The sequence below is a fragment of the Streptomyces sp. R-07 genome (assembly GCF_049913175.1).
In the GTDB taxonomy this organism is placed as follows: domain Bacteria; phylum Actinomycetota; class Actinomycetes; order Streptomycetales; family Streptomycetaceae; genus Streptomyces.
Window position 1 is genome coordinate 6,136,513 of record NZ_CP183978.1, and the last position, 24,188, is coordinate 6,160,700.

The window sequence follows — 24,188 nt, forward strand, 5'->3', positions numbered from 1 at the left end:
GGTACCGAGGAGAGACGACATGAAGATCTACCAGCCCATGCTCTTCGTCGGACTCGGCGGCACCGGCGGACGCATCGGCAGCGAACTCGAACGCCAGCTGCGCCGGGAACTGTGCGGGCCCGACGGCACCGACCTCGTCGACGGCGGCCGCCGGCTGCCCTTCCAGCTGCCCGACTGCCTCCAGTTCGTCTACGCCGACTTCAGCGAGGGCGAGCTGCTCGGCCAGCCGCAGTTCCGCGCCAAGGGGGCGGAGGGCGCCGCCTTCGCCCGTACCTCCCGGATGGTCCGCGACCTGCTGCCCACCGACTTCGACACCTCGCCCGAGGTGGCCCGCATGCTGCGCGTCTCCCTCCACGAGGAGACCCGGCTCTGGCTGCCGCCCCAGGCCCGCCAGCCGCGCGTCGCCCCCCTCAACAACGGCGCGGGGCAGCTCCCGACCGTCGGGCGCGCCGCGCTCTTCGCGACCCTCCGCACCGGCCTCGAACCCGTCCTGCGCCAGCTCCGCGAGGCGATCGGCGCCATCGGGCAGGCGGCGGGCGACCTCAAGCGGGTCGGCGGCGGGCGCATCCGGGGCTGCGACGTCTTCGTCGCCTTCTCCGTCGCCGGCGGCACCGGAGCCGGCATCTTCTACGACTTCATCCACCTCATCGGGCACGAGTTCCGCAATGCCAAGGTGCCCGGCGTGAAGATCTACCCGCTCGTCGTCATGCCCTCCGCCTTCCCGCCCGAGGCGGGCGGCGGACGCGAGGCCGAACTCAACGCCGCCCGAGCCCTCGTGGACCTCTCGCGGCTCGTCGACGACCAGAACGTGCCCGACGCCCTCGACACCGTCGGCGACGTCGAGGAACGCGGCCGGCTCAGCGTCACCTACCCCGGCGACGGGGTCGTCGCCCTGCGCCCCGCCACCATGCAGACCGCCTTCCTCTTCTCCAAGCCGGCCGTCATCGGCACCGAGGACCTGCGTCGCTCCATCACCGCCATGGTGATGTCGCTGATCGGCACCGAACTCGGCGAGGACACCGGGTCGGGGAACCGCGCCGACGACGACTACCAGTCCTTCGCCGCCAGCTTCATCAACAAGGCCGTGGAGCGCTCGACCCCGGCCCGCACCGGCATCGGCTACCGCGGCATGTCCACCAGCCTCGCCGCCTCCCTCACCGTGCCCGTCGACGACCTCGCCGAGATCGTCGCCGCCCGGCTCCTCGCCCAGGCCGTCCGCGGCATGTCCGAACGGGCCCGGAGGCCCGCCCGGGACGGACAGGACCACGTCCGGGACCTCTTCACCCGCTCCGGCATCGGCCGCCTGTGGAGCCGCGATGCACCGGACGTGCCGCTGCCCGAGCAGCTCCCCCGGGGCAGCCGGGACATCACCCAGGAACTACGGCACCGCCTCCACGACATGGAGGACTCCCTCCAGCGCCTCGACGTCCACCTCTCCCGCGAGATCCCCCGCCTCACCGAGGACTTCAAGCCGGGCTCGGGAGCACGCGAACTCCTCGGCCTCATCGGCCCGTTCCAGCTCGAGACCGTCCTCGCCGGACTGCCCGGCCACTCCGACCGGGTGGCCAGGGAAGGCTTCACCGGCATGCTCGACAACCGGCGCAACGAGCCCGAACGCCCCCCGAACGTCCAGACCTCCGCCCCCAACATCCCCCACATCCGGCGTACCGTCGGCGGCGTCGTCCCGGCCCGCTGGACCGACCCCGACGTCCAGGACACGCTCGCCGCGCAGGAGGCCTGGTACCAGTGGCGGGCCCGGGTCCTGTGGCACCGCGGCTGGCAGGCCGGCGAGGCCCAGTGGCGGCCCTCCCTCCACCGCGTCACCAACGAGGTCGCCGAACTGACCAAGGTGCTCCGGGCCCACGAGCAGGACGAGGCGAAGTCCTTCGCCGACAGCCGCCGCGAGCTCTACCGCGACGACCGCGCGGGCATCGCCTACCTGCTGCCCCCGCAGAACACCCTGCGCGCCTTCTACGACGACGTCGTCGACCGCCTCGCCCAGAGCATGGGCCTCCCCGAGAGCACCGACGCCGCGACCCTCCTCGACCGGCTGGTCGGGCCCGACGACTGGCGGCGCGCCCTCGACGCGGTCCGCCGCTCCTCCGGGGCGGCCGTGAAGGAGATCAAGCAGGTCGTCGAGCGGCGGGTCAAGCGCCTCTTCGGCGAGGCCAACGAGGACGTCTTCGCCAAGCCCCTGCTGCCCTCCATGGAACTGCTGCTGCGGGCCGCCGCGGGCGACGAGACCGCCGAGGCGAAGGTCGACCCCCGCTGGCTCGACCAGTTCCGCGCGCGGCTCGCCGGACTCCTCCCCGTGGGCTTCATCCCGGACGGCAGCGGCCCGCTCAAGATCCTCATCGTGCACCCGGCGAGCGAGTCCGACGGCCGGGCCGCCGGCTTCCTCGCCCAGGAACTCAACCTGCCCTCCCGGGTGTTCCCCGAGTGCCGGGCCGTCGACACCGACTCCATCACCGTGGTCTTCTTCCGCAGCGGCATGAACCTCACCGACATCTCCGAGGTCCGCAGCGTCCTCAGCCTCTGGTCCGAGGCCCGCGACTCGGGCGGCGAGGACGACTTCCTGCAATGGCGCCAGCGGCTCGGCTACCAGGACGACTGGCTCGTCTCCACCGAGCAGGACCGGCAGCGCATCCTCCACCGGCTGCTGTGCGCGATGTGGAACGGCCACATCGCCGCCGAAGGCCCGGCCGACTCGCCCGACCTCGTCCGGATCCGCCTCCAGGAGGGCGAGTCCGCGACCATGTCGCTGCGCCTGGAGGGCTTCGACGGCTCGCTCTCCAGCTGGGCGGGGCTGCTGCGCGCGTACGAGCGCTGGGCGCTGCTCGACGAGGGGCAGATCATCGAGCAGTTCTGCGAACGGCTCATGCGCGCCCTGCCCAAGGGCCTGGCCCAGGTCCCGGCGCCCCCGTCGCCGCTGTTCACGCACTTCGTGGAGAACGTGGCCCCGCGCCAGCTCGTCCTGATCGACGAGATCGCCGCCGAGTACGGCGCGGCGGACAGCGAATGGCTCGCGCCGCTCCGCCACTTCTGGGAGGTCACCTACCCGGGCGCCCTCGAGATGCGCTTCCCCAGCGCGGCCCGCGCGACCCGGGCGAACCTCCGCGCCCTGTACGAACGCCACGCACCGGGCCAGGGCCAGGGACGCCCGCAGGGGCAGCGGTCCGGCCAGGTCCCCCCGGCCCGCCACGAAGCCGGACCCCGCGCGGGGTACGGGGCCGGGCCGCGCCGGGAGCACGGGTCGAGGCCGCGCCCGTCGTACGAGCCCGGGCCCGGTGGGTACGAGCCGCGACCGTCGTACGAGCCCGGGACCGGCGGGTACCAGCCGCGTCTGTCGTACGAGCCCGAGCCCGATGGGTACCAGCCGCGTCTGTCGTACGAGCCCGAGCCCGATGGGTACCAGCCGCGACCGTCGTACGAGCCCGAGCCCAAGGGGTACGAGCCCCGCCCGTCGTACGAGCCCCGCTCCCGGAACGGCGCCGGACCCGACGGCCGGGCCGGGCATGACGACCGGGCAGGCCATGACGACCGGGCCGGGCGCGACCACCGACCCGCCCGCGATCCCCGGTCCGCCTACGCGGACCGGCCGGCCCCCGCACCGGACGGGAGGCCCGTCCCGCCGTCCGTCTACGAGGGCGACTGGGAGCTGGAGCCCGAGCCGGACTACGGACCGGACTCCGACGAGTACGGGCCCTACTACGAGCCGGACCACGGGCCGGACTCCGGTTCCGGCCGGGGTCCCGGCCGAGGCGCCGACCACGGACGGGACTTCGACGACGAGCCGCACCGCCGCGACCGGGCCGGTGAGACGGAGTGAGCCCACGAGCCCTTCCCGTCCTTCCCGAACGGCCGCTGCCGGGCCACGCCGTCTGCCTCGACCTGCGCACGTCGGCGCCGGGGGCGTACGACTCCGAGGCCGCCGTCCGCGCGGCCCTGGACGTCCCGCAGCCCGGCGGCGAGCGGCGCTTCCTCGTCGTCGACGAGGCCGACCGGCTCGTCGCCCACCAGCTGCTCTACGAGCGCCTGTCCTCCTACGGGCCCGCGCACGTCGTCTGCCTGGCCGTCGGCGCCCGGGGCGAACGGACCCTGAGCCGCTCCCTCACCCTCCGCCCGCCCGCCGCCGGCGTCCTGTGGGTCTTCGACTCCACGGAGGACGGCGTCCCGGGCGAGGCCGTGCTGCGCCCGCTCGTCGACGTCCTGTCCACGCCCGAGGTCTTCGACGCCGTCCTCCGCGCGCTCGGCGAGGTGGTGCACGGCGTCGCCGTGCCCGCCGTGCGGGTCCTGGAGCACGACCTCACCGACGAGGCCAGGGCGCGCGCCTGGCGGCAGGCCGTGGAGGGCCTGACCGGACCCGACGTCCCGGCCGTGAACGTCTCCGCCGAGCAGGTGCCGGCCGCGCTCGCGCTCCTCCTCGACGAGGGCGTCCCGCGCTCCCTGTCCGGCCACGGCTGGCTGCCGCTCCAGGGCAGGGCGGGGGCCCGGCTCGCCGCCTGCGAGGAGGCCGTCGGCGAGGCCGTCGAGGGCTACCACCGGGTCCGGGGCCCGGCCGGCCTCCTCACCTCCGCGGGCCGGGGCCTCGACCTGCCGGCGGACGTCGAGCGGGTGACGGAGGAGCTGGACCGCTTCCGTACCGCCGTCGCGGACGCGTTCGGCGCGGCGGGCGGCACCCGGCTCACCGCCGAGCACCGGGGGGTGCTGCGCGACCGGGGCGTCGAACTGCCGGAGCTGCCGCGGGAGATCTCGCGGGCCGGGATCGTCCCGGCGCTGCGGGACCTCACCCACGACCTGATCGGCAAGGGGCTGCCGCTGCGGTCCGTGGCGGCCCGGCTGTCCGCGCTGTCCGCGCGCACCGCGCCCGTGGGCAGCGCAGCCCGGCTGGCCCGGCTCGACGCGATCTGCGGCCCGGAGCGGCTGCGGCGGCTCGGCGCCCGGTACCCGTTCACGGCCGGCGGTTCGCGTCCCGCGGCCTTCGCCGTGACCGGGCTCCTGGCGCTGCTCGCCGGCGTCTGGCCGCTGCTCGGCTGGGTCCTCGGTCCGGCCGTCGGCGTCCTCGCCGCGGGACTCGCCCATCTGATGCTGCGGCGGAGGCCCAACCGTTCGCCCGACGGGCGGATCGACGGCGGCGGTGCCACGGGCGCGGCGCCCCGGCTCTTCGGCGGGCTGCTCGGCGGTCTCGTCGGCGCGGGGATCGGCCAGTTCCTCGGCCTGCCCGTCTGGGCGGGGGCGGTGGCGGCCACGGTGTCCGTGGCGGGCGTCCTGCTGCTCGCGCTGCGCGACTGGACCCGGGCCGTGGACGACTGGTGGGCGCGCGCGGACCCGGAGGAGGCCTGGCGGATCCTGCGGGAGATCCAGACCCTGGTGGTCACGACCGCCGTGCACGACTGGCTCTTCGCCGAGGTGCGGCACCACTGCTCGGCCGGGGCGGGCGCGGTGGCCGCGCTGCTCCGGGGGCTCGCGGAGACCGCCGACGCGCACGGGCAGCCGTCGGCCGTACGGAAGGGCGAGCACCCGGTGGCCGAGCCTCCACCGGCCCGGGAGGCCGGAGCGGTGTCCTGGAGCTGGGAGGACTGGAGCGACGACGCGGACGACTGGAGGGACGAGGCGGACGACTGGGGCGACGGAGCGGACGGCGGCCTCTGGCCCGGCGCGGACGCGGAACCCGCGGCGGCCGGACACGCCGGCCAGGAACCCGACCCGTTCCCCGCGCCCGCCGCCCACGGCCCGTTCGACCCGGACCCCGGGGTCCGGGTCGACGGGCCCCTGCCCGTTCCCGCGCCCGGCTGGCTGGAGCGGAGGTACGGGGACGGGGGCCCCGCGCTCGTCGACACCCTCGTCGGCGACCTGGTCGCCGGGACCGTCCTGATCCTCGACCGGTGCTGGGCGGGCATCGAGCGCGACCCCGGCGCCCTCGCGCGGGCCGGTCACGAGCAGCGGCTCACGGAGCTCCTGGACGAGACCCGGCTGCGCCTGGAGCGGGACGTGGCCGCCTCGCCGCCGCCCCGGTACGAGGGCCTGCGCGATCCCGAGGCGCTCACCTCCCTCGCCGCCTTCACCGACCGCTCCGAACGGCCCGACGCGGCCCGTCTCACCGGGGTCGCCGCCGACGCGGTCGCCCGGCTGCTGCTCGCCGAGGACGACCCCGGCCGTGCGGTCGCGCTCTGCGGCCCCGAGCACCTGCGGCTGCTCTCCCACGACCCGCTCGCCGCCCGGCAGGTCCGCTTCGTGCCCGAGGCGATGCGGCGCGGGGCCGCCGGGGACGACATCTGGCGGGGCACCGCCGAGGACGTGGTGTGGACCGGCGCGGGACGGCACGCCGGCATCCTCCGTCTCGTACCGCTGCGCGCGGACGTCGTGCACACCGTCCGCGCCGAGGAGGCGGAAGAAACGTGACCGACCCGAACCACCCGAGCGACCGCCACCCGAACGACCCGAACCAGCCGACCGACCGTCGCCCGAACGACCCGAACCGCCCGAGCGACCGCCACCCGAACGACCCGAACCGCCCGAGCGACCGCCACCCGAACGACCCGAACCGCCCGAGCGACCGCCATCCGAACGACCCGAACCAGCCGAGCGACCGTCGCCCGACAGACCCGAACCACCCGACCGACCCTCGACCGACCGGCGCCGGCCATCCGGGCGACGCCAACCATCCGATCGGCCCGGACCACCCCGACCACCTCGACGAGCCGAGTACGCCGACCCATCCGTACTACCAGGAGCTGGAGTTCTTCACCCACCGGGAGGAGCCGGTCCGCTTCACCGTCCGGTACGGCGAGGACCGCCGGCCGCCCGGCCGCCCCGGCGTCCTCGCCCGCCGGGCGATCCTGGGCGCGGGCTCGCACGTCGTCCAGTACCGCCTGGCCTCGTCCGCGCAGGGCGACCCGCACGCGTACGGCCTCCTGGAGCGGGAGGTGGAGGTCGCCGTCGCCCTCGAACGGCGGTACGGCGGCGCGAAGTTCGGCGCGGTCTTCGCCAGGGTCGTCGGCTTCGACCTGACCGCCGCCGAGCCCTTCGTGCTGTACCGGCCACCCGCCGGCCGCCCGTTGTCCGAGTGGGTGGGGCGCCTCGGCGCCGAGGCCCAGGAGCGCATCACCGGCCAACTCGCCATGGCCGTAAGGCTCCTGGGCGAGGCGGGCCTCGTGCACCGGGCCCTCGCACCCGACACCGTACGGTGGGACGGCGCCCGGGTCCGGCTCGGCGAGCCGTACGCGGCGCAGCGCGCCGGGGAGGCCCGCGAGCCCTTCGGCGGCGCCCCCTGGGCCTCGCCCGAACAGCGCGCGGGCCACGGCACCGCGGACCCGCGCGACGACCTGTGGTCCGTCGCCGAACTCGCCTACTACCTGCTCGCCGGCCGCCCCGACCGGGGCGAGGGGCCCCCGGCGGACCTCGCCGACTACCGGCGTCTCGCCGCCCTCGGGCAGAGCGGTCTCTTCGCCGCGCGCGCTGCGGACCGGCCCCGCCCGGCCGAGCTCATGCGGCTGCTGCACGTCCCCGACCCGCTCGCCACCGGCGTCGGGGCGGCCGACCCGCTCGACCGGTGGCGCACCGAGTACGACCACCAGATCGCCAGGAAACGCGCGGCCTCCGGCGGCGCCCCGCCGCACGTGGAGGCGGATGAACCGCCCCCGCCTTCCGTGCGCCCGTCGCGCCCCTCCCTGCGCGACCGGATCTTCGGCGGCGGAGGCGACGGCTTCCGGCCCGTCGCGCCCGTCGTGACGCCCGAACCGGCGCCGCTCATGCCGTCGCGGAGCCGCATGTGCCCGCACTGCCTGCTCCCCGTCGAGTACGACGAACGGCTGCTCGTCACCATCGACGCCAAGGGCAACCGGATCCCGCTCGACCTCAGTGCCGAACGCCGCCCCGGCCACGTCGCGGACGCCCTGCGCAAGGCCTACCACCTGTGCCCGCACACCGTGGACGGCGACGAGGAACACGAACTCCCCGTCCCCTACCTCACCAACGGCGAACCGCTCTCCGTCGCCCTCGTGGGCAGCTCCTCCGTCGGCAAGACCCACCTCCTCGCCGCCATGCTCGGCGAGGTCGAACTCGGCGGCCTCGAACCGTACGGACTCAAATGCCGGCCGCTCAACCCCGAGGCGCACAGGACCTTCGTGCGTGAACGGGTGCAGACCCTCAAGGAGGGGCGGCAGCTGGGCCGTACCGGACAGCAGACGTTCGCGCGGTTCGCCGACGGCCTGCTCGTCTCGGCGGGCGGCGCGCCGGCCCGGCCCGTCGTCTTCTTCGACCTCGCGGGCGAGGACCTCGCGCAGGACGGGGAGGTCGGCCGCTTCCTCATGGGCGTCGACGCCTTCGTCTTCGTCCTGGACCCGCTGCGCGCCCTCCGGCTGCCCGGTCTCGACCCGGTGCGCGAACAGAGCGGGCTGCGGCGGCGCGACCTCGGCGACGAGGCCTTCACCACCGTGCTCAACCGCATCCCCCGGCAGCGCGGCGGACTCGTCGCCGCGCCCGCCGCGCTCGCCGTCAACAAGAGCGACCTCGTCCGCTTCGAACCGGTCGTCGACCGCTGGCTCGGCCGGGCGCTGCCCGGCCGCCACGACCCCGCCGCGCTCCGGGAGGAGAGCCGGGACGCGTACGCCTTCCTCGCCCACCACGCCGGCGCCGCCTGGCTCAAGCCCTTCGACGACTGCGCCGACTGCACCCTGCACTTCGTCGCCGCGACCGGCGGGCAGGCGCGCGGTGACCGATTTCCGCACGGGGCCCGGCCGCGCCGGGTCCTCGCGCCACTGCTGTCGCTCTTCGCCCTGTGCGGGCTGTTGCCCGGGGCGGAACCCAGAGAGGGGATCGTCCGATGACACGGTCGGAGAACGAGGTCGACCAGATCGTCTTCCGCTGGGACAGCGAGAACCTCACCGGCAACACCGGCTTCGGCCCGGTCGCCTGGTCCGGGCCCCGCGACGAGGCCGGGGAGATCTTCCAGATCTTCGGCCCCGTCCTGCGGGCCAGCGGGGACGAGACCCGGCCGGCCCTCATCCGGCTCCGCCGGCGCGCCCATGTGACGCTCATCCGGCGCCTGCCGTTCACGGACGCCGACGGGGGGACCTCGGTGCTCTGCCACGCCCTCGTCGGCGCGCCCAACCTCCTCAGGCCCTCCGTCTGCCTCGGGCTCCACGGCTGGGACTGGGAGGGCGCCGCCGCCGTGCGCGCCGCCGAGGCGCGCGGCCTGCTGCCGGTGGTCCCGGAGGAGGCCCTCGGCCCCGCCGCGAGCAGGGGGCAGGCGGAGCTCGACCGGCTCCTGCCGTACGCGGCGGAGGAGCTCGTCGGCACGGTCGCGGAGTTCCTGCGCCACCCCGACGACCGGTTCACCGTCCTCGACGAACGCGGCGACACCGCCCACCCCGTGCTGTGGGGGCTGCACAGCATGCTCGGCGCACTCACCAACCGGCCGTGGACCTTCGCCACCCACGACACCGTCGAACTGCCCGCGCTCCGCTTCGCGTTCGTCGGCCGCTGGTCCGGGGCGGCGAGCCGCAACACCGAGCGGCGCCGCGTCGACCCGCGCGAGCGGTGCGGCGACCGGGCGGAGGAGATCGCGGCCCGCCTGGTCCGCCACCACCTGGGGGAGGTCGAGGAGGGCAAGGGCCGCGATCACGTGGTCGGCAGGGTCCTCCACACCGCCGCCTCCGCGCACCGGGGCCCGCTCCTGGAGACGGCGGCCCGAGCCGCGGACACGCTGGACTCCTTCGACCACCGGGGGAGCGGCCGGGGCCCGAGGAACCGTACGGCGCCGGACCCCCGTGATCAGGCGGGCGGGGACCCCTGGGATCAGGCGGGCGGGGGCTCCCGGGACCAGGCGGGCCAGGGCTCCCGGGACCAGGCGGGCCAGGGCTCCCGGGACCAGGCGGGCCAGGGCTCCCGGGACCAGGCAGGCCGGGACTCCCGGGACCAGGGCGGCTGGGGCCCCGGGGATCAGGGCGGTTGGGGCCCCCGGGACTCGGACGCCCCGAGCCCCCGGGACCAGGGCGCGTCGGACCCTCGGCATCCGGATCCGGCGGGCTCCCAGCACCCGGCCCCCCAGTACCCGGATCCGGCGGGCTCCCAGTACCCGGCCCCCCAGTACCCGGATCCGGCGGGCGCCCCGTACCCGGAACCCCGGCACCCGGATCCGGCGGGCTCCCAGTACCCGGGCGACCGGGACCGCCGGCACCCCGACGCGGCGGATTCGCCGTACCCGGCTGCTCCGGGCGCGCCCTACCCGACATCCCCGGGCCCGTGGTCCGATGCCTCCGGTCCGGCTCCGGGCCCGGCTCCGTCGGTCCGGCCCGAACGGACGGGCCCGGCGGAGCGTCCGGTCCCGCCGGGCCGTCGTCCCGAGTCCGACGACGGGCGGGGCGACTCGTGGCCCCCCGGGCGACGGGACACCCCGGACGGACACGCGCCCGAGCCGCCGTCCGCACCGAGTCCGGCGGCGCCCCGACCCGCGCCCGTCCGCGAGCCCGAGCCCGCGCCCGAGCCCGCGTACGCCCCGGAGCCGCCGCCGACTCCCGTACCCCGGCCGACTCCCGTACCCCCGCCGACCCCCGTCCGCCCGCCCGCTCCCGTACGTGTCCCCACTCACGAACCCCAGCCTCCCTCCGAGCCCCCGTACGCCCCCGACGCCCCGCCCCGGCAGCCGGGCGGCGCCTACCCCCGGCCCGTCCTGCCGCTCGTCGGGCCGCAGTGGACCGGGCCCGGTCCGGGGGCGCGCCGGCCCCCCAGGAGGCCGCGCGGGCGGGAGCGGGAGGAGGAGACGCGGCTCGTGCACAAGCTGCCGACCGTGGGCAGTGTCGACGAGGCGCGGGAGCTCGTCCGGAGGGGCGGCAGCCGCGAGCTGCTCGACGCGCTGCGCCGGCGCCAGGCGTACGCCGTCGTCACCGTCCTCCTGGCGGAGATCGCCCGGCGCCTGCCGTCCTGGGAGCATCCGCTGCGCCGGGAGCTCTGCGAGGTGGTCATCGGCCAGGACCTGTGGGCCGTGCCCCCGCCCACCGCGCGGGACGACCCGTCCGAGCCGGCGGAGGAGCAGCGCGCGGCCAACGCCGCCGAGCTGCACCGCTGGGCGGTCCGCCCCCTGCTCGGCGGCGGCGACGCCCCCGTCGGCACGCTCGCCGAGCTGCTGTCGCACCTCCGGACGAGCCCGGCGCCCTCGGCCCGGGAGGCGTTCTGGCTGATCGTCGACGGCGAACGCCCGGGGCTGCCGGACGCGGTCTGGCTCGGCCTGCTGAAGGAGGCGTACGGGCTGCCGCGCACCGCACACCGCCCGGGACCCGCGGGCCCCCCGGTCTCCCACCAGGACGATCTCGGCAACGGCTACACCCGTCGCTTCCTGCGCCGTGCCGCGCTGCTGATCGGCGGTCTGGTGGTCGCGATCGTGGTGGTCGGCGTGGCCAAGTGGGCCACCTGACCGCGACGGGAGCGGGGTGACCCCGTCGAAAGGCGGGCCAGGGGAGCCCGGCTCCGTCAGGATGGGCGCATGGGATTCCATGTCGATTCCGAGACCGGGCGGCTGCGCCGCGTCATCCTGCACCGGCCCGATCTGGAGCTGAAGCGGCTCACCCCGTCCAACAAGGACGCCCTCCTCTTCGACGACGTGCTGTGGGTGCGGCGGGCCCGGCAGGAGCACGACGGCTTCGCCGACGTGCTGCGCGACCGGGGGGTGGAGGTGCACCTCTTCGGGGACCTGCTGCGCGAGGCGCTGGAGGTTCCGGCGGCCCGCGCGCTGGTCCTCGACCGGGTCTTCGACGAGAAGGAGTACGGGCCGCTGGCCGCCGACCACCTCCGGGCGGCCTTCGACTCGCTGGACGCCGCCGCGCTGGGCGAGGCGCTCGTGGGCGGCATGACGAAGCGGGAGTTCCTGGCGGTGCACCGGGAGCCGACCTCGGTCCGCTTCCACGCCCTGGACCTGGACGACTTCGTCCTCGGCCCGCTGCCGAACCACCTCTTCACCCGGGACACCTCGGCGTGGATCTACGACGGCGTCTCCATCAACGCCATGCGCTGGCCCGCCCGGCAGCGCGAGACGGTGCACTTCGAGGCGATCTACAAGCACCATCCGCTGTTCACGGGCCCGGAGGCGGGCGTCTTCCACCACTGGTCGGAGGGGCAGACGGACTATCCGTCGACGATCGAGGGCGGGGACGTCCTCGTCATCGGCAACGGCGCCGTGCTCATCGGGATGAGCGAGCGGACCACCCCGCAGGCGGTGGAGATGCTGGCCCGGGGGATGTTCGCGGCCGGTTCGGCGCGCATGATCATCGCCCTGGACATGCCGAAGCGGCGGGCGTTCATGCACCTGGACACGGTGATGACGATGGTCGACCAGGACACGTTCACGCAGTACGCGGGGCTCGGCATGCTCCGCTCGTACACGATCGAACCGGGGGACGCGGGGCAGTCCCTGCGCGTCACCGACCATCCGCCGGAGCAGATGCACAGCGCCATCGCGGCGGCCCTCGGGCTCCAGGACATCCGGGTGCTCACGGCCACCCAGGACGTGCACGCGGCCGAGCGCGAGCAGTGGGACGACGGGTGCAACGTGCTGGCCGTGGAGCCGGGGGTGGTCGTCGCGTACGAGCGGAACGTCACGACCAACACGCATCTGCGGAAGCAGGGCATCGAGGTGATCGAGATCCCCGGGAGCGAGCTGGGCCGGGGGAGGGGCGGCCCGCGCTGCATGAGCTGTCCGGTGGAGCGGGACGCCGCCTGAGGAGCGTGCCTGCCCGGAGACGAGAGGGGGCTGTATAGAAATGTTGAAGTGCGTATACACTTCCATCGACCCGTACCGCCGTCCTCCCGACCCGTACCCACAGGAGCGCGTCCCATGGCCACAGACCTCATCGGCCGCCACTTCCTCAAGGAGCTGGACTTCACCGCCGAGGAGTTCCGCGGCCTGATCGCGCTCGCCGCCGAGCTCAAGGCCGCCAAGAAGGCGGGCACCGAGGTGCCGCGGCTGCGCGGCCGGAACATCGCCCTGATCTTCGAGAAGACCTCGACCCGCACCCGCTGCGCCTTCGAGGTCGCCGCCGCCGACCAGGGCGCCTCCACCACCTACCTCGACCCCTCGGGCTCCCAGATCGGCCACAAGGAGTCGGTCAAGGACACCGCCCGCGTCCTCGGCCGGATGTTCGACGGCATCGAGTACCGCGGGGACAGCCAGGCCGCCGTCGAGGAGCTCGCCGCCTTCGCGGGCGTGCCCGTCTTCAACGGCCTCACCGACGACTGGCACCCCACCCAGATGCTGGCCGACGTGCTCACCATGACCGAGCACGTGGACAAGCCGCTCGACGGGATCGCCTTCGCCTATCTCGGCGACGCCCGCTTCAACATGGGCAACTCCTACCTGGTCACCGGCGCCCTGCTCGGCATGGACGTCCGGATCGTCGCCCCGGAGGCGTACTGGCCGGCCGAGGACGTCGTCGCCGCGGCCCGCAAGCTCGCCGAGACCAGCGGCGCCACGATCACCCTCACCGAGGACGTGTCCGGGGGCGTCGCCGGCGCCGATTTCGTCGTCACCGACGTCTGGGTCTCCATGGGCGAGCCCAAGGAGGTCTGGGACGAGCGGATCGCCGCCCTCGCCCCGTACTCCGTGACGATGGACGTGCTGCGCGCCACCGGGAACCCGGACGTCAAGTTCCTGCACTGCCTGCCCGCCTTCCACGACCTGGGCACGGCGGTCGGGCGGGACATCCACGCCCGGCACGGCCTGACCGAGCTCGAGGTCTCGGACGAGGTCTTCGAGTCGGCGCACTCGGTCGTCTTCGACGAGGCGGAGAACCGGATGCACACCATCAAGGCGGTCCTGGTCGCGACGCTGGCCGGTCCGGCGGGGGCGTAGCTCCCCGGGAACGCTTCAGGGCGTCGGCGGCCGTCCCGGTCGTCGGCGCCCTCGCTGTCTGTCGTACGCCGCTGTCGCTGCCGCTGCAGCTGTCATACGTTGCTGCCGCTGTCGTACGCCGCTGCCGCTGTGCGTCGTCTGCGGGCGCCGCGATGCGCGGATCGTCAGGACGCCGGGTGGCGCCGCTGGGCCGGGATCCCCGGGAGCGTGAACCAGACCGCCTTGCCGTGCGCCGTGGGGCGGTGGCCGCAGTCGCTGCTGAGCGCCCGGATCAGGAGCAGGCCGCGGCCGTGCTCCTGCCAGGGGTCGACCTCGGCCTCCGGGTCGGGGCAGACGAGCTCGCCGGGGCCGGCGGGCTGGGAGTCGTGCACCTCGATCTGGCAGCCGCCGGGCGTCGCGAGCAGCTCGACGACCAGCTCGATGGGGCCCGCGCCGGCGGTGTGCTCGACGGCGTTGGCGACGAGCTCGGCGGTGAGGAGCTCCGCCGTGTCGCTGTCGGGGCGGCCGGCGGCCCCGGGGCCGATGTCGGTGAGCGCGGTACGGATCAGGGCGCGGGCGATCGGCACGGCCGCCGTGGTGTGGGGCAGGCGGATGCGCCAGGCGGCGGGCCCGGTGGCTTCGGTGCCGGGTCCGACGGCCGTGGGTCCGGTGACTTCGGGCATGGGGGGCGGGCTCCCTTCGCCGTGGTGCGGGTGGGGTGGGGGCATCCCGAGACGTCCTGGTTTCAACCTTACGAGGTGCAAATTCCGTTTCCCAGGGCACCCCCTCCCCTTCTGGGAGGGACTTCGGACCCCTCGAAACGGCTGTATCGCGTACTCGTGACGACAGTCACACCTGGGTGATACCCTCCCTGCGGAGGAAGGAGGCCCCTCGGATGAGCCCCTTTACCGGCTCCACGCCCCGCACGGCACGCTGGCAGCACCTGCGCCTGGACATCGACCAGGGCGTCGCCACCGTCACCCTCGCCCGCCCCGCCAAACTCAACGCCCTGACCTTCGGCGCCTACGCCGACCTGCGCGACCTCCTCGCCGAGCTCTCCCGCGAGCGCGCCGTCCGCGCCCTCGTCCTCGGCGGCGAGGGCCGCGGCTTCTGCTCGGGCGGCGACGTCGACGAGATCATCGGCGCCACCCTCGCCCTCGACACCGCCCGGCTCCTCGACTTCAACCGGATGACCGGCCAGGTCGTCCGGGCGCTGCGCGAATGCCCCTTCCCCGTCGTCGCCGCCCTCCACGGCGTCGCCGCCGGCGCCGGGGCCGTCCTCGCCCTCGCCGCCGACTTCCGGATCGCCGACCCCACCACCCGCTTCTCCTTCCTCTTCACCCGGGTCGGGCTCTCCGGCGGCGACATGGGCGCCGCCTATCTGCTGCCCCGGGTCGTCGGGCTCGGCCACGCCACCCGCCTCCTCATGCTGGGCGAGCCCGTCCACGCCGCCGAGGCCGAGCGCATCGGGCTGCTCAGCGAGCTCACCGAGGAGGGCGCGGCGGGGGAGCGGGCCGCCGCCCTCGCCCGCCGCCTCGCGGACGGCCCCGCCCTCGCCCTCGCGCAGACCAAGGCCCTGCTCACCGCCGAGCTCGACATGCCGCTCGCCGCCGCGGTCGAGCTGGACGCGGCCACCCAGGCGCTCCTGATGAACGGCGAGGACTACGCCGAGTTCCACGCCGCCTTCACCGAGAAACGCCCCCCGAAGTGGCGGGGGTGCTGACGGTGCCCGGCCAGGGCCCCCGTACCGTCGCCGTCGTCGGCGGCGGGCCCGGTGGCCTCTATGCCGCCGCCCTGCTGATGCGGCAGGACCCGGCCCGCGAGGTCACCGTCTGGGAGCGGAACGCGCCCTCCGACACCTTCGGCTTCGGCGTCGTCCTCTCCGACGAGACCCTCGGCGGCATCCGGGACGCCGACCCCGTCGTGTACGAGGCGCTCCGCCGCGAGCTGGTCCGCTGGGACGACATCGACGTCGTCCACCGCGGCCACCGCACCACCTCCACCGGCCACGGCTTCGCCGCCCTGGGCCGCCGCAGGCTCCTGGAGGTCCTGCACGCCCGCTGCGCCGACCTCGGCGTACGGCTCCGCTTCCGCACCGAGGCCCCGCCCGCGGCCGTCCTCGCCGCCGACCACGACCTGGTCGTCGCCGCCGACGGCGTCCACAGCCACACCCGCGAGGCCCACGCCGCGCACTTCCGCCCGCGGATCACCACCCACCGCTGCCGTTACATCTGGCTCGCCGCCGACTTCCCCTTCGAGGCCTTCCGCTTCGAGATCGCCGAGACCGAGCACGGCGTGATGCAGCTCCACGCCTACCCCTTCTCCGCGGACTCCTCCACGGTCATCGTCGAGATGCGCGAGGAGGTGTGGCGGGCCGCCGGCTTCCCCGAGCTCGACGAGGCCGAGTCCACCGCCCGCTGCGCCAAGATCTTCGCCGAGGCGCTCGGTGGCCGGGAGCTCCGCTCGAACAACTCCGCCTGGACCGCCTTCCGTACCGTCGCCAACGCACGCTGGTCGTACGGCAACACCGTCCTCATCGGCGACGCCGCCCACACCGCGCACTTCTCCATCGGCTCCGGCACCAAACTGGCCGTCGAGGACGCCGTCGCCCTCGCCGCCGCCGTCGGCGCCCACCCCGCCCTCGACCAGGCCCTCACCGCGTACGAGACGGAGCGCCGTCCCGTCGTCGAGTCCACCCAGCGCGCGGCGGACTCCAGCCTGCGCTGGTTCGAGGAGCTCGCCGGGCACGTCGACCGGCCGCCCCGCCGCTTCGCCTTCGACCTGCTCACCCGCAGCCGCCGGGTCACCCACGCCAACCTGCGGCTGCGCGACCCGGCCTTCACCGCCGCCGTCGAGGAGGACTTCGGCTGCCCGCCCGGCACCCCGCCCATGTTCACCCCCTTCCGGCTGCGCGGACTGACCCTCCGCAACAGGGTCGTCGTCTCACCCATGGACCTGTACGTCGCCGAGGACGGCGTCCCCGGCGACTTCCACCTCGTCCACCTCGGGTCCAGGGCCCTCGGCGGCGCCGGACTCGTCATGACCGAGATGGTCTGCGTGAGCCCCGAGGGCCGCATCACCCCCGGCTGCACCGGCCTCTGGACCGACGCCCAGGCCGCCGCCTGGACCCGGATCGCCGACTTCGTCCACACCTCGGCGCCCGGCACCGCGCTCGGCGTCCAGCTCGGCCACTCCGGCCGCAAGGGCTCCACCCGCCTCATGTGGGAGGGCATCGACCAGCCCCTCCCCGAGGGCAACTGGCCGCTGGTCGCCGCCTCGCCCCTCCCGTACCGGCCCGGCGTCAACCAGACCCCGGGCGCCCTCGACCGCGCCGGACTCACCGCCGTACGCGAGCAGTTCACCGCCGCCGCCCGCCGCGCCGCCCGCTGCGGCTTCGACCTGCTCGAACTCCACTGCGCCCACGGCTACCTCCTCTCCGGCTTCCTCTCCCCGCTCACCAACCACCGCACCGACGCCTACGGCGGCGACCTCACGGCCCGGCTGCGCTACCCCCTCGAAGTCTTCGACGCGGTGCGGGAGGTGTGGCCGGCCGACCGCCCCATGACCGTCCGCATCTCGGCCACCGACTGGGCCGAGGGCGGCACGACCGCCGGGGACGCCGTCGCGATCGCCCGCGCCTTCGCGGACCACGGCGCCGACGCGATCGACGTCTCCACCGGCCAGGTCGTCCCCGACGAGCAGCCCGCCTACGGCCGCTCGTACCAGACGCCCTACGCCGACCGCATCCGCAACGAGCTCGGGGTCCCCGTGATCGCGGTCGGCGCGATCTCCTCCTGGGACGACGTCAACTCCCTGCTCCTCGCGGGCCGCGCCGACCTCTGCGCCCTCGCCCGGCCGCACCTCTACGACCCGCACTGGACCCTGCACGCGGCGGCCGAGCAGGAGTACCGGGGCCCGGCCGCCCCCTGGCCCGCCCCGTACCGCGCGGGCAGCCGCCGGCCGCCCACCGGCCGCCGCGACTAGAGCCCGCCCCTGGACGCTCGCGTATGCGGGTGCGACGCGGAACCATGGTCCGCGCACCGCTCCCGCCCTTGAATGGGCGCATGACAGAAAACAGGGGCGGGAAGAAGGGCGCCGGGCTGGTCCTCGGCGCGGCGACGGTGGCGACGGGACTGCTCGCGGGGGTGTGGTTCGCGTACGTCTGCTCGGTGATGCCGGCGCTGGCGCGCAGCGACGACCGGGTCTACGTCGAGGTGATGCGGAACATCAACGACGTGATCCAGAACCCGGTGTTCTTCACCCCGTTCTTCGGGGTGCCGATCCTCACGGCGGTGGCGGCCTGGCAGCACCGCGCGGGCCGGGCGCGGATCTGGACGCTCGCCGGGTTCGTCCTCGGCCTGGCGGTCCTCGTGGTCACCTCGGCCGCGAACGTACCGCTCAACGACGCACTCGCGGCGGCCAAGGACCCCGCCGCCGCGCGGGCCGCGTTCGAGGGCCCGTGGGTGGCGTGGAACATCGTCCGCGCGGTCCTGGGCACGGCGGGCCTGATCTGCCTGCTCCGGGCCCTGTCCGTACGGCGCTAGTCGCCCGCCAGGAACGGGCGGACGTATTCCGCGCCCCGGTCCCGGAGCAGTTCGTGCAGGGCCGCGAAGACCTCCGCCGAGCGGCGGCCCGGCCAGTCGTCCGGCAGGAGCTCCGCCGGGAGCACCGGGTCCGCGTAGGGCAGCCGGCGCCAGGAGTCCAGGGCGAGGAGGTAGTCGCGGTAGGCGTCCTCGGGGCCCGCCGGTGCCGTCCGCCAGGCGCGCAGGACCGGCTCGTGGGCCGCCAGGAACTCCTCGTGGAGCCCGGCGATCGCCGGCAGGTCCCACCAGCGGGCCACCGCCTCGGCCGTCGCCGTGTAGCCCAGGTGCTCGCCGCGGAAGAGGTCCACGTACGGGGAGAGCTCCAGGCGCTCCAGGGCGTTTCGGGTCTCCTCGTACAGCCGGGCGGGTGCGATCCACACGCCCGGCGCCGCCGTGCCGAAGCCCAGTCGGGCGAGCCGGGACCGCAGAAGGTGCCGCTTGTGCCGCTCGGCCTCGGGCACCGAGAAGACGGCCAGGACCCAGCCCTCGGACAGCTTCGGCTCCGTACGGGCGTAGATCCGGCGGTCGCCGTCGTCCAGGAGCCGCCGGGCGTCCTCCGATACGGCGTACCCGGCGGCGCCGCCCGCCGTCCGGCCCGGCAGCAGCAGCCCGCGCCGCTTGAGCCGTGACACCGAGGAGCGCACCGAGGGCGCGTCGACGCCGAGCACGCCGAGCAGCCGGATGAGCGCGGCGACCGGCACCGGCGAGTCGTCCGGCGCACGGCCGTACGCGCCGTAGAGGGAGACGATCAGGGATCGGGGAGTGTGCTGCTCGGCCACGTGATCACTTTAGGGCCTGTTTTTCGGATCACGCCGGTCACGCCGGTCACGCCGGGTCCCGGAGCAGGAAGCGCTGGAGCTTGCCGGTCGCCGTGCGGGGCAGCGCGTCCAGGAAGACGATCTCCCGGGGTGATTTGTACGGGGCGAGGCGGGCGCGCACGAAGGCCCGCAGGGCGGCGGCGGTGCTCGCGTCGCGCGGCACCCCGTCCCGTACCACCGTGTAGGCCACGACGACCTGGCCGCGCAGCTCGTCCGGGCGGCCCACCACCGCCGTCTCCACCACGTCGGGGTGGTCGAGGAGCACCTCCTCGACCTGGGGACCGGCGATGTTGTACCCGGCCGAGATGATCATGTCGTCGGCCCGTGAGACGTAGCGGAACCAGCCGTCGGGTTCGCGGACGTACGTGTCGCCCGTGACGTTCCAGCCGTCCCGGACGTACTCCTCCTGGCGGGGGTCGGCCAGATAGCGGCAGCCCACCGGGCCGCGGACGGCGAGGAGTCCCTCCTCGCCGTCCGGGACGCCGTTGCCCTCGCGGTCGACGATCCTGGCCTGCCAGCCGGGCACCGGACGCCCTGTGGTGCCGGGGCGGATGTCGCCGTCGGCGGCGGAGATGAAGATGTGCAGCAGCTCGGTCGCGCCGATGCCGTTGATCAGACGGAGACCGGTCCGCGCGTACCAGGCCTTCCAGGTCGCCTCCGGCAGGTTCTCGCCGGCCGAGACGCAGCGCCGCAGGGAGCCGAGATCGGGCGCCGTGCCCTGGGTGAGCTCGTCGAGCATGACCCGGTAGGCCGTCGGGGCGGTGAAGAGCACCGAGACCCGGTGCCGCTCGATCGCCGCGAGCAGCTGTTTGGGCCCGGCCTGTTCGAGGAGGACCGCGCTCGCCCCGGCCCGCAGGGGGAAGACGACGAGCCCGCCGAGGCCGAAGGTGAAGGCGAGCGGCGGCGAGCCGGCGAAGACGTCGTCGGGCAGCGGGCGCAGGACGCGCGCGGAGAAGGTGTCGGCGACGGCCAGGACGTCCCGGTGGAAGTGGACACAGCCCTTGGGCCGCCCGGTCGTGCCGGAGGTGAAGGCGATCAGGGCCACGTCGTCGGCGGCGGTCGCCACCGCCTCGTACGGGCCGGGCCGGCGATCGGCGAGGGCGAGCAGGTCGTCCGGTCCCTCCCCGCCGAAGGGGGTGATCCGGAGCCCGGGTATCCGGGCCGCGAGGAGCTCGTCGAGCACATGGGCGTCGCAGAGCGCGTGGGTGCACCGGGCGGCGTCGGCCATCACGGCCAGTTCGGGGGCGCGCTGCTGGGCCAGGACGGTGACGGCGACGCCGCCGGCCTTCATCACCGCGAGCCAGCAGGCGGCGAGCCAGGGGGTGGTGGGGCCGCGCAGGAGGACCCGGTTGCCGGGCAGCACCCGCAGGTCGGTGGTGAGGACGTGGGCGATGCGGTCCACCCGGTCGCGGAGCTCCCCGTAGCTCCAGACCCCGCCCTCGCCGTCGTGGAAGGCGGGCCGGTCGGCGCCGAAGCGTTCCACCGTGCGGTCGAGGAGTTCCGTGCCGCAGTTGAGCCGGTCGGGGTAGGCGAGCTCGGGGAGGTCGAAGACGAGACGCGGCCACCGATCGGGCGGGGGCAGCCGGTCGCGGGCGAAGGTGTCGAGGTGGGCCGAGGGTGTCAGCTGCTCCATGAGTCCGTCCCCCTGTCGTGGTGGGGTCGCCCGTCGCTCCACGAGCGTATCGTGTTGGTGACGGCAGTCAACGGTTCGCGACAAGGGCGCCGGAGGGCGTCAGAGAGGGCCCACATGCCCGCATTCTCGCTCGATCCGGCACAGATCACCTGGTGTGCGGAGCTCCGCACCCTCGCCGCCGAACGCCTGAAGCCCCTCGCCGACCAGGGCGAACCCGGCCGGGTCAACCGCCCCCTGGTCGCGGCCCTCGGCGAGCTCGGCCTCCTCTCCCGGCTCTTCGAGGCCGGCGCCCTCGACCTCTGCCTCCTGCGTGAATCCCTCGCCCGGACCTGCACCGAGGCCGAGACCGCGCTCGCCCTCCAGGGCCTCGGCACCCACCCCGTCGCCGCCTTCGGGACGCCCGCCCAGCGCGCCCGCTGGCTCCCCGAGGCCACCGCGGGACGCGCCGTCGCCGCCTTCGCCCTCTCCGAACCGGACGCCGGCTCCGACGCCGCCGCCCTCGCCCTCGACGCCGTCCCCGACGGCCGCGGCGGCTGGCGCCTGCACGGCGAGAAACGCTGGATCTCCAACGCCCCCGAGGCCGACTTCGCCACCGTCTTCGCCCGCACCACCCGCGGCGCCGGAGCCCGCGGCGTCACCGCGTTCCTCGTCCCCGCCGACCGCCCCGGCCTCGGCGGGGAGCCGCTCGACATGCTCGCCCCGCACGCCCTCGGCACCCTCACCTTCGACGGCGTCCCCGTCGGCCCCGACGACCTGCTCGGCGCACCGGACCGGGGCTTCCGGGTCGCCATGAACACCCTCAACCTGTTCCGGCCCAGCGTCGGCGCCTTCGCCGTCGGCATGGCCCAGGCCGCCCTCGACGCGGCCCTCGCCCACACCGCCGCCCGCCCCGCCTTCGGCGGCGTCCTCGCCGACCTCCAGGCCGTCTCGCACCGCGTCGCCGAGATGGCCACCCGTACGGAGGCCGCCCGCCTCCTCGTGTACGCGGCGGCCGTCGCGTACGACGAGGGCGACCCGGACGTGCCCCGGCGCTCCGCCATGGCCAAGCTCCTCGCCACCGAGACGGCCCAGTACGTCGTCGACGCCGCCGTCCAGCTGCACGGCGCCCTCGCCCTCCAGCGCGGCCACCTCCTGGAACACCTCTACCGAGAGGTGCGCGCACCCCGGATCTACGAGGGCGCCACCGAGGTCCAGCGCACGATCATCGCGAAGGAGTTGTACGCGCGACAGCGCGAGGAACCACACGCACACAAGCAGGAGGAGTCGACGCCATGAGCCTGCACCGCCACAACCCCGCCGAACTCTCCCCGCCCACCGGCTTCTCCCACGCCGTCACCGCCACCGGCACCCGGCTCGTCTTCCTCGCCGGGCAGACCGCCCTCGACACCGAGGGCAAGGTCGTGGGGGAGGACCTCACCGAGCAGTTCACCACCGCCCTCGGCAATCTGCTCACCGCCCTGCGGCACGCCGGCGGCACCCCCGCCGACCTCGCCCGGGTCACCGTCTACACCACGGACGTTCCCGCCTACCGCGACCACGCCCACGAACTGGGCAGGATCTGGCGCCGGTTGGCGGGCCGCGACTACCCGGCGATGGCCGTCATCGGAGTCGTACGCCTCTGGGACGAGCAGGCCCTCGTGGAGCTCGACGGCTTCGCGGTCCTCGACGAACCCGCGGGCGCTTGATCAACTGGTCACCCGTGCAGGCCGGGCTTAATGTCGAAAGGTGGACTGACCGGCCCACGGCACACTCACCAGGCGAGGCACGAGGCGCCAAATGAGTACACCCAAGCCGACGACACCGGCACAGACCGCCACCCCGAAGAAGGGCGGCGACGGCAAGGGCATCGCCCTGTTCGTGATCGCGTCCTGTCAGCTGATGGTGGTCCTCGACATCACCATCGTGAACATCGCGCTCCCACACATCCAGAGCGCGCTGGACTTCTCCACGACCAGCCTGTCCTGGGTCGTCAACGCCTACACCCTCACCTTCGGCGGCCTGCTCCTCCTCGGCGGACGCGCGGGCGACATCCTCGGCCGCCGCAGGGTCTTCATCTTCGGCGTGCTGCTCTTCGGACTCGCCTCCCTCTTCTGCGGACTCGCGCAGAGCGAGTGGCAACTCCTCGCAGCCCGTTCGCTCCAGGGCGTCGGCGGCGCGATAGCCTCGCCGACCTCGCTGTCCCTGATCACCACCACGTTCGACGAAGGCCCGGAACGCAACCGGGCCTTCGGCGTGTTCGCGGGCGTCTCCGCCGGCGGCGGCGCGATCGGCCTGGTGGCCGGAGGGATGCTCGTCCAATGGCTCGACTGGCGCTGGATCTTCTTCGTCAACGTCCCGATCGCCATCGTGATCGCGATCCTCACGCCGCGTCACGTCAAGGAGTCCGAGCGGCACCCCGGCCACTTCGACCTCGCCGGCGCGGTGACGGCGACGCTCGGCATGGTGGCGCTGGTGTACGGATTCATCCGGGCCGCACAGGAGGGCTGGAGCGATCCCTACACGATCGCCTCGTTCGGAGCCGCGGTCGTCCTCCTGTCCGCGTTCATCCTCATCGAACGGCGCTCCCAGCAACCCATCACGCCCCTGCACATGTTCGCCGACCGCAACCGCTCGGGCACCTACGTCATGATGCTCTGTCTGGCGGCGGCCATCTTCGGGATGTTCTTCTTCCTCACCCTGTTCGTGCAGCAGGTGCTGGGCTTCAGTCCCCTGATGACGGGTCTCGCGTTCCTGCCGGTCAGCGCGATCATCGCGGTCGGCGCGGGCTTCACGTCCAACCTGCTGCCCAGGTTCGGCCCGAAGCCCTTCATGGTGACGGGCTCGCTGCTCACCGCGGCCGGCCTGTCCTGGCTGACGCTCACCGATGTGGGCTCCACCTATGCGGGCAGCATCCTCGGACCGATCCTCGTCTTCGGTCTCGGCATGGGCCTGATGTTCGTCTCGCTGACCATCATGGCGCTGTCGAACGTCGAACCGCAGGAGGCCGGAGCCGCGTCCGGCCTGCTCAACTCGACGCAGCAGGTGGGCGGTTCGCTCGGCCTCTCGATCCTGGTGACCGTCTTCGGCACGGCCAGCCGCAACGAGGCCGAAACCCAGGTCCCCGCCTTCCTCTCCCAGGCCGGCCCGCTGGAGAAGGCCCAGTTCGCCAAGACCGGCCAGCTCCCACCGCCCTGGAGCGACCAGGTCCTCGCCACCGGCGTCTCCGCGGGCTTCGTCACAGCGGCGATCTTCGCCGTCGTCGGCGCCCTGGTCGCCATCTTCGTGATCCAGGTCCGTCCCTCCGACATCGAACGGCTCAAGGGCGGCGGCATGATGCCGGGAGCCTGAGCGTC

Annotated in this window: 15 protein-coding genes; 12 read left to right on the top strand and 3 right to left on the bottom strand. The window is 74.5% G+C overall.

The annotated features are described in order from the left end of the window. The first annotated feature begins 19 nt into the window (after positions 1-19). The 6 genes from ACN9M0_RS28190 (at position 20) to argF (ending at position 13,843) form a co-directional block, all read left to right on the top strand. Positions 20-3,829, top strand: a complete 3,810-nt coding sequence (locus ACN9M0_RS28190) for a tubulin-like doman-containing protein (RefSeq protein ID WP_426404402.1) — start codon at positions 20-22, stop codon at positions 3,827-3,829. Further along, complete coding sequence (locus tag ACN9M0_RS28195; RefSeq protein WP_426404403.1) at positions 3,826-6,402, top strand: hypothetical protein; 2,577 nt, start codon at positions 3,826-3,828, stop codon at positions 6,400-6,402. Before ACN9M0_RS28190 ends, ACN9M0_RS28195 begins: the two co-directional genes overlap by 4 nt. Continuing rightward, positions 6,399-8,828, top strand: coding sequence for a hypothetical protein (locus tag ACN9M0_RS28200; RefSeq protein WP_426404404.1), 2,430 nt, complete (start codon positions 6,399-6,401; stop codon positions 8,826-8,828). The genes ACN9M0_RS28195 and ACN9M0_RS28200 overlap by 4 nt, the downstream gene beginning before the upstream one ends. Beyond that, entirely contained in the window at positions 8,825-11,413 is a 2,589-nt protein-coding gene (locus tag ACN9M0_RS28205) for a hypothetical protein (RefSeq protein WP_426404405.1), read from the top strand. The genes ACN9M0_RS28200 and ACN9M0_RS28205 overlap by 4 nt, the downstream gene beginning before the upstream one ends. A gap of 69 nt (positions 11,414-11,482) precedes the next feature. Continuing rightward, positions 11,483-12,715 carry an arginine deiminase gene (locus ACN9M0_RS28210; RefSeq protein ID WP_366040198.1) on the top strand — a complete coding sequence of 411 codons (1,233 nt, stop codon included), beginning with the start codon at positions 11,483-11,485 and terminating at the stop codon, positions 12,713-12,715. A 114-nt stretch (positions 12,716-12,829) separates the two neighbouring features. Beyond that, complete coding sequence (gene argF / locus ACN9M0_RS28215) at positions 12,830-13,843, top strand: ornithine carbamoyltransferase (protein ID WP_426404406.1); 1,014 nt, start codon at positions 12,830-12,832, stop codon at positions 13,841-13,843. A 164-nt stretch (positions 13,844-14,007) separates the two neighbouring features. Here argF and ACN9M0_RS28220 read toward each other — a convergent pair whose 3' ends face one another. After that, positions 14,008-14,505, bottom strand: a complete 498-nt coding sequence (locus ACN9M0_RS28220; protein WP_426404407.1) for an ATP-binding protein — start codon at positions 14,503-14,505, stop codon at positions 14,008-14,010. Between the two features lie 212 nt (positions 14,506-14,717). Between ACN9M0_RS28220 and ACN9M0_RS28225 the strand changes: the two genes are divergently transcribed. The 3 genes from ACN9M0_RS28225 to ACN9M0_RS28235 all read left to right on the top strand — a co-directional run bounded on the left by ACN9M0_RS28225 (position 14,718) and on the right by ACN9M0_RS28235 (position 18,366). After that, positions 14,718-15,545: an enoyl-CoA hydratase family protein gene (locus tag ACN9M0_RS28225; protein ID WP_123455901.1), complete on the top strand. Its 828-nt coding sequence runs from the start codon at positions 14,718-14,720 to the stop codon at positions 15,543-15,545. A gap of 77 nt (positions 15,546-15,622) precedes the next feature. Continuing rightward, a complete protein-coding gene (locus tag ACN9M0_RS28230; RefSeq protein WP_426405334.1) occupies positions 15,623-17,806 on the top strand; it encodes a bifunctional salicylyl-CoA 5-hydroxylase/oxidoreductase in 2,184 nt (727 codons plus the stop codon). Positions 17,807-17,886: 80 nt separating this feature from the next. After that, a complete protein-coding gene (locus tag ACN9M0_RS28235; RefSeq protein ID WP_426404408.1) occupies positions 17,887-18,366 on the top strand; it encodes a DUF1772 domain-containing protein in 480 nt (159 codons plus the stop codon). On the opposite strand, the gene ACN9M0_RS28240 is transcribed toward ACN9M0_RS28235, so the two are convergent. Continuing rightward, complete coding sequence (locus ACN9M0_RS28240) at positions 18,363-19,184, bottom strand: PaaX family transcriptional regulator C-terminal domain-containing protein (protein WP_426404409.1); 822 nt, start codon at positions 19,182-19,184, stop codon at positions 18,363-18,365. The genes ACN9M0_RS28235 and ACN9M0_RS28240 overlap by 4 nt on opposite strands. Positions 19,185-19,230: 46 nt before the next feature. Further along, entirely contained in the window at positions 19,231-20,856 is a 1,626-nt protein-coding gene (locus ACN9M0_RS28245) for an AMP-binding protein (RefSeq protein ID WP_366040192.1), read from the bottom strand. A gap of 114 nt (positions 20,857-20,970) precedes the next feature. Here ACN9M0_RS28245 and ACN9M0_RS28250 point away from each other — a divergent pair, with 114 nt between their 5' ends. From ACN9M0_RS28250 to ACN9M0_RS28260, 3 genes are all read left to right on the top strand, one after another. Further along, positions 20,971-22,131 carry an acyl-CoA dehydrogenase family protein gene (locus ACN9M0_RS28250; protein WP_366040191.1) on the top strand — a complete coding sequence of 387 codons (1,161 nt, stop codon included), beginning with the start codon at positions 20,971-20,973 and terminating at the stop codon, positions 22,129-22,131. Continuing rightward, entirely contained in the window at positions 22,128-22,541 is a 414-nt protein-coding gene (locus ACN9M0_RS28255) for a RidA family protein (protein ID WP_366040190.1), read from the top strand. Before ACN9M0_RS28250 ends, ACN9M0_RS28255 begins: the two co-directional genes overlap by 4 nt. A 91-nt stretch (positions 22,542-22,632) precedes the next feature. Next, positions 22,633-24,183 carry an MFS transporter gene (locus tag ACN9M0_RS28260; protein ID WP_366040189.1) on the top strand — a complete coding sequence of 517 codons (1,551 nt, stop codon included), beginning with the start codon at positions 22,633-22,635 and terminating at the stop codon, positions 24,181-24,183. The last annotated feature ends 5 nt before the right edge of the window (positions 24,184-24,188 follow it).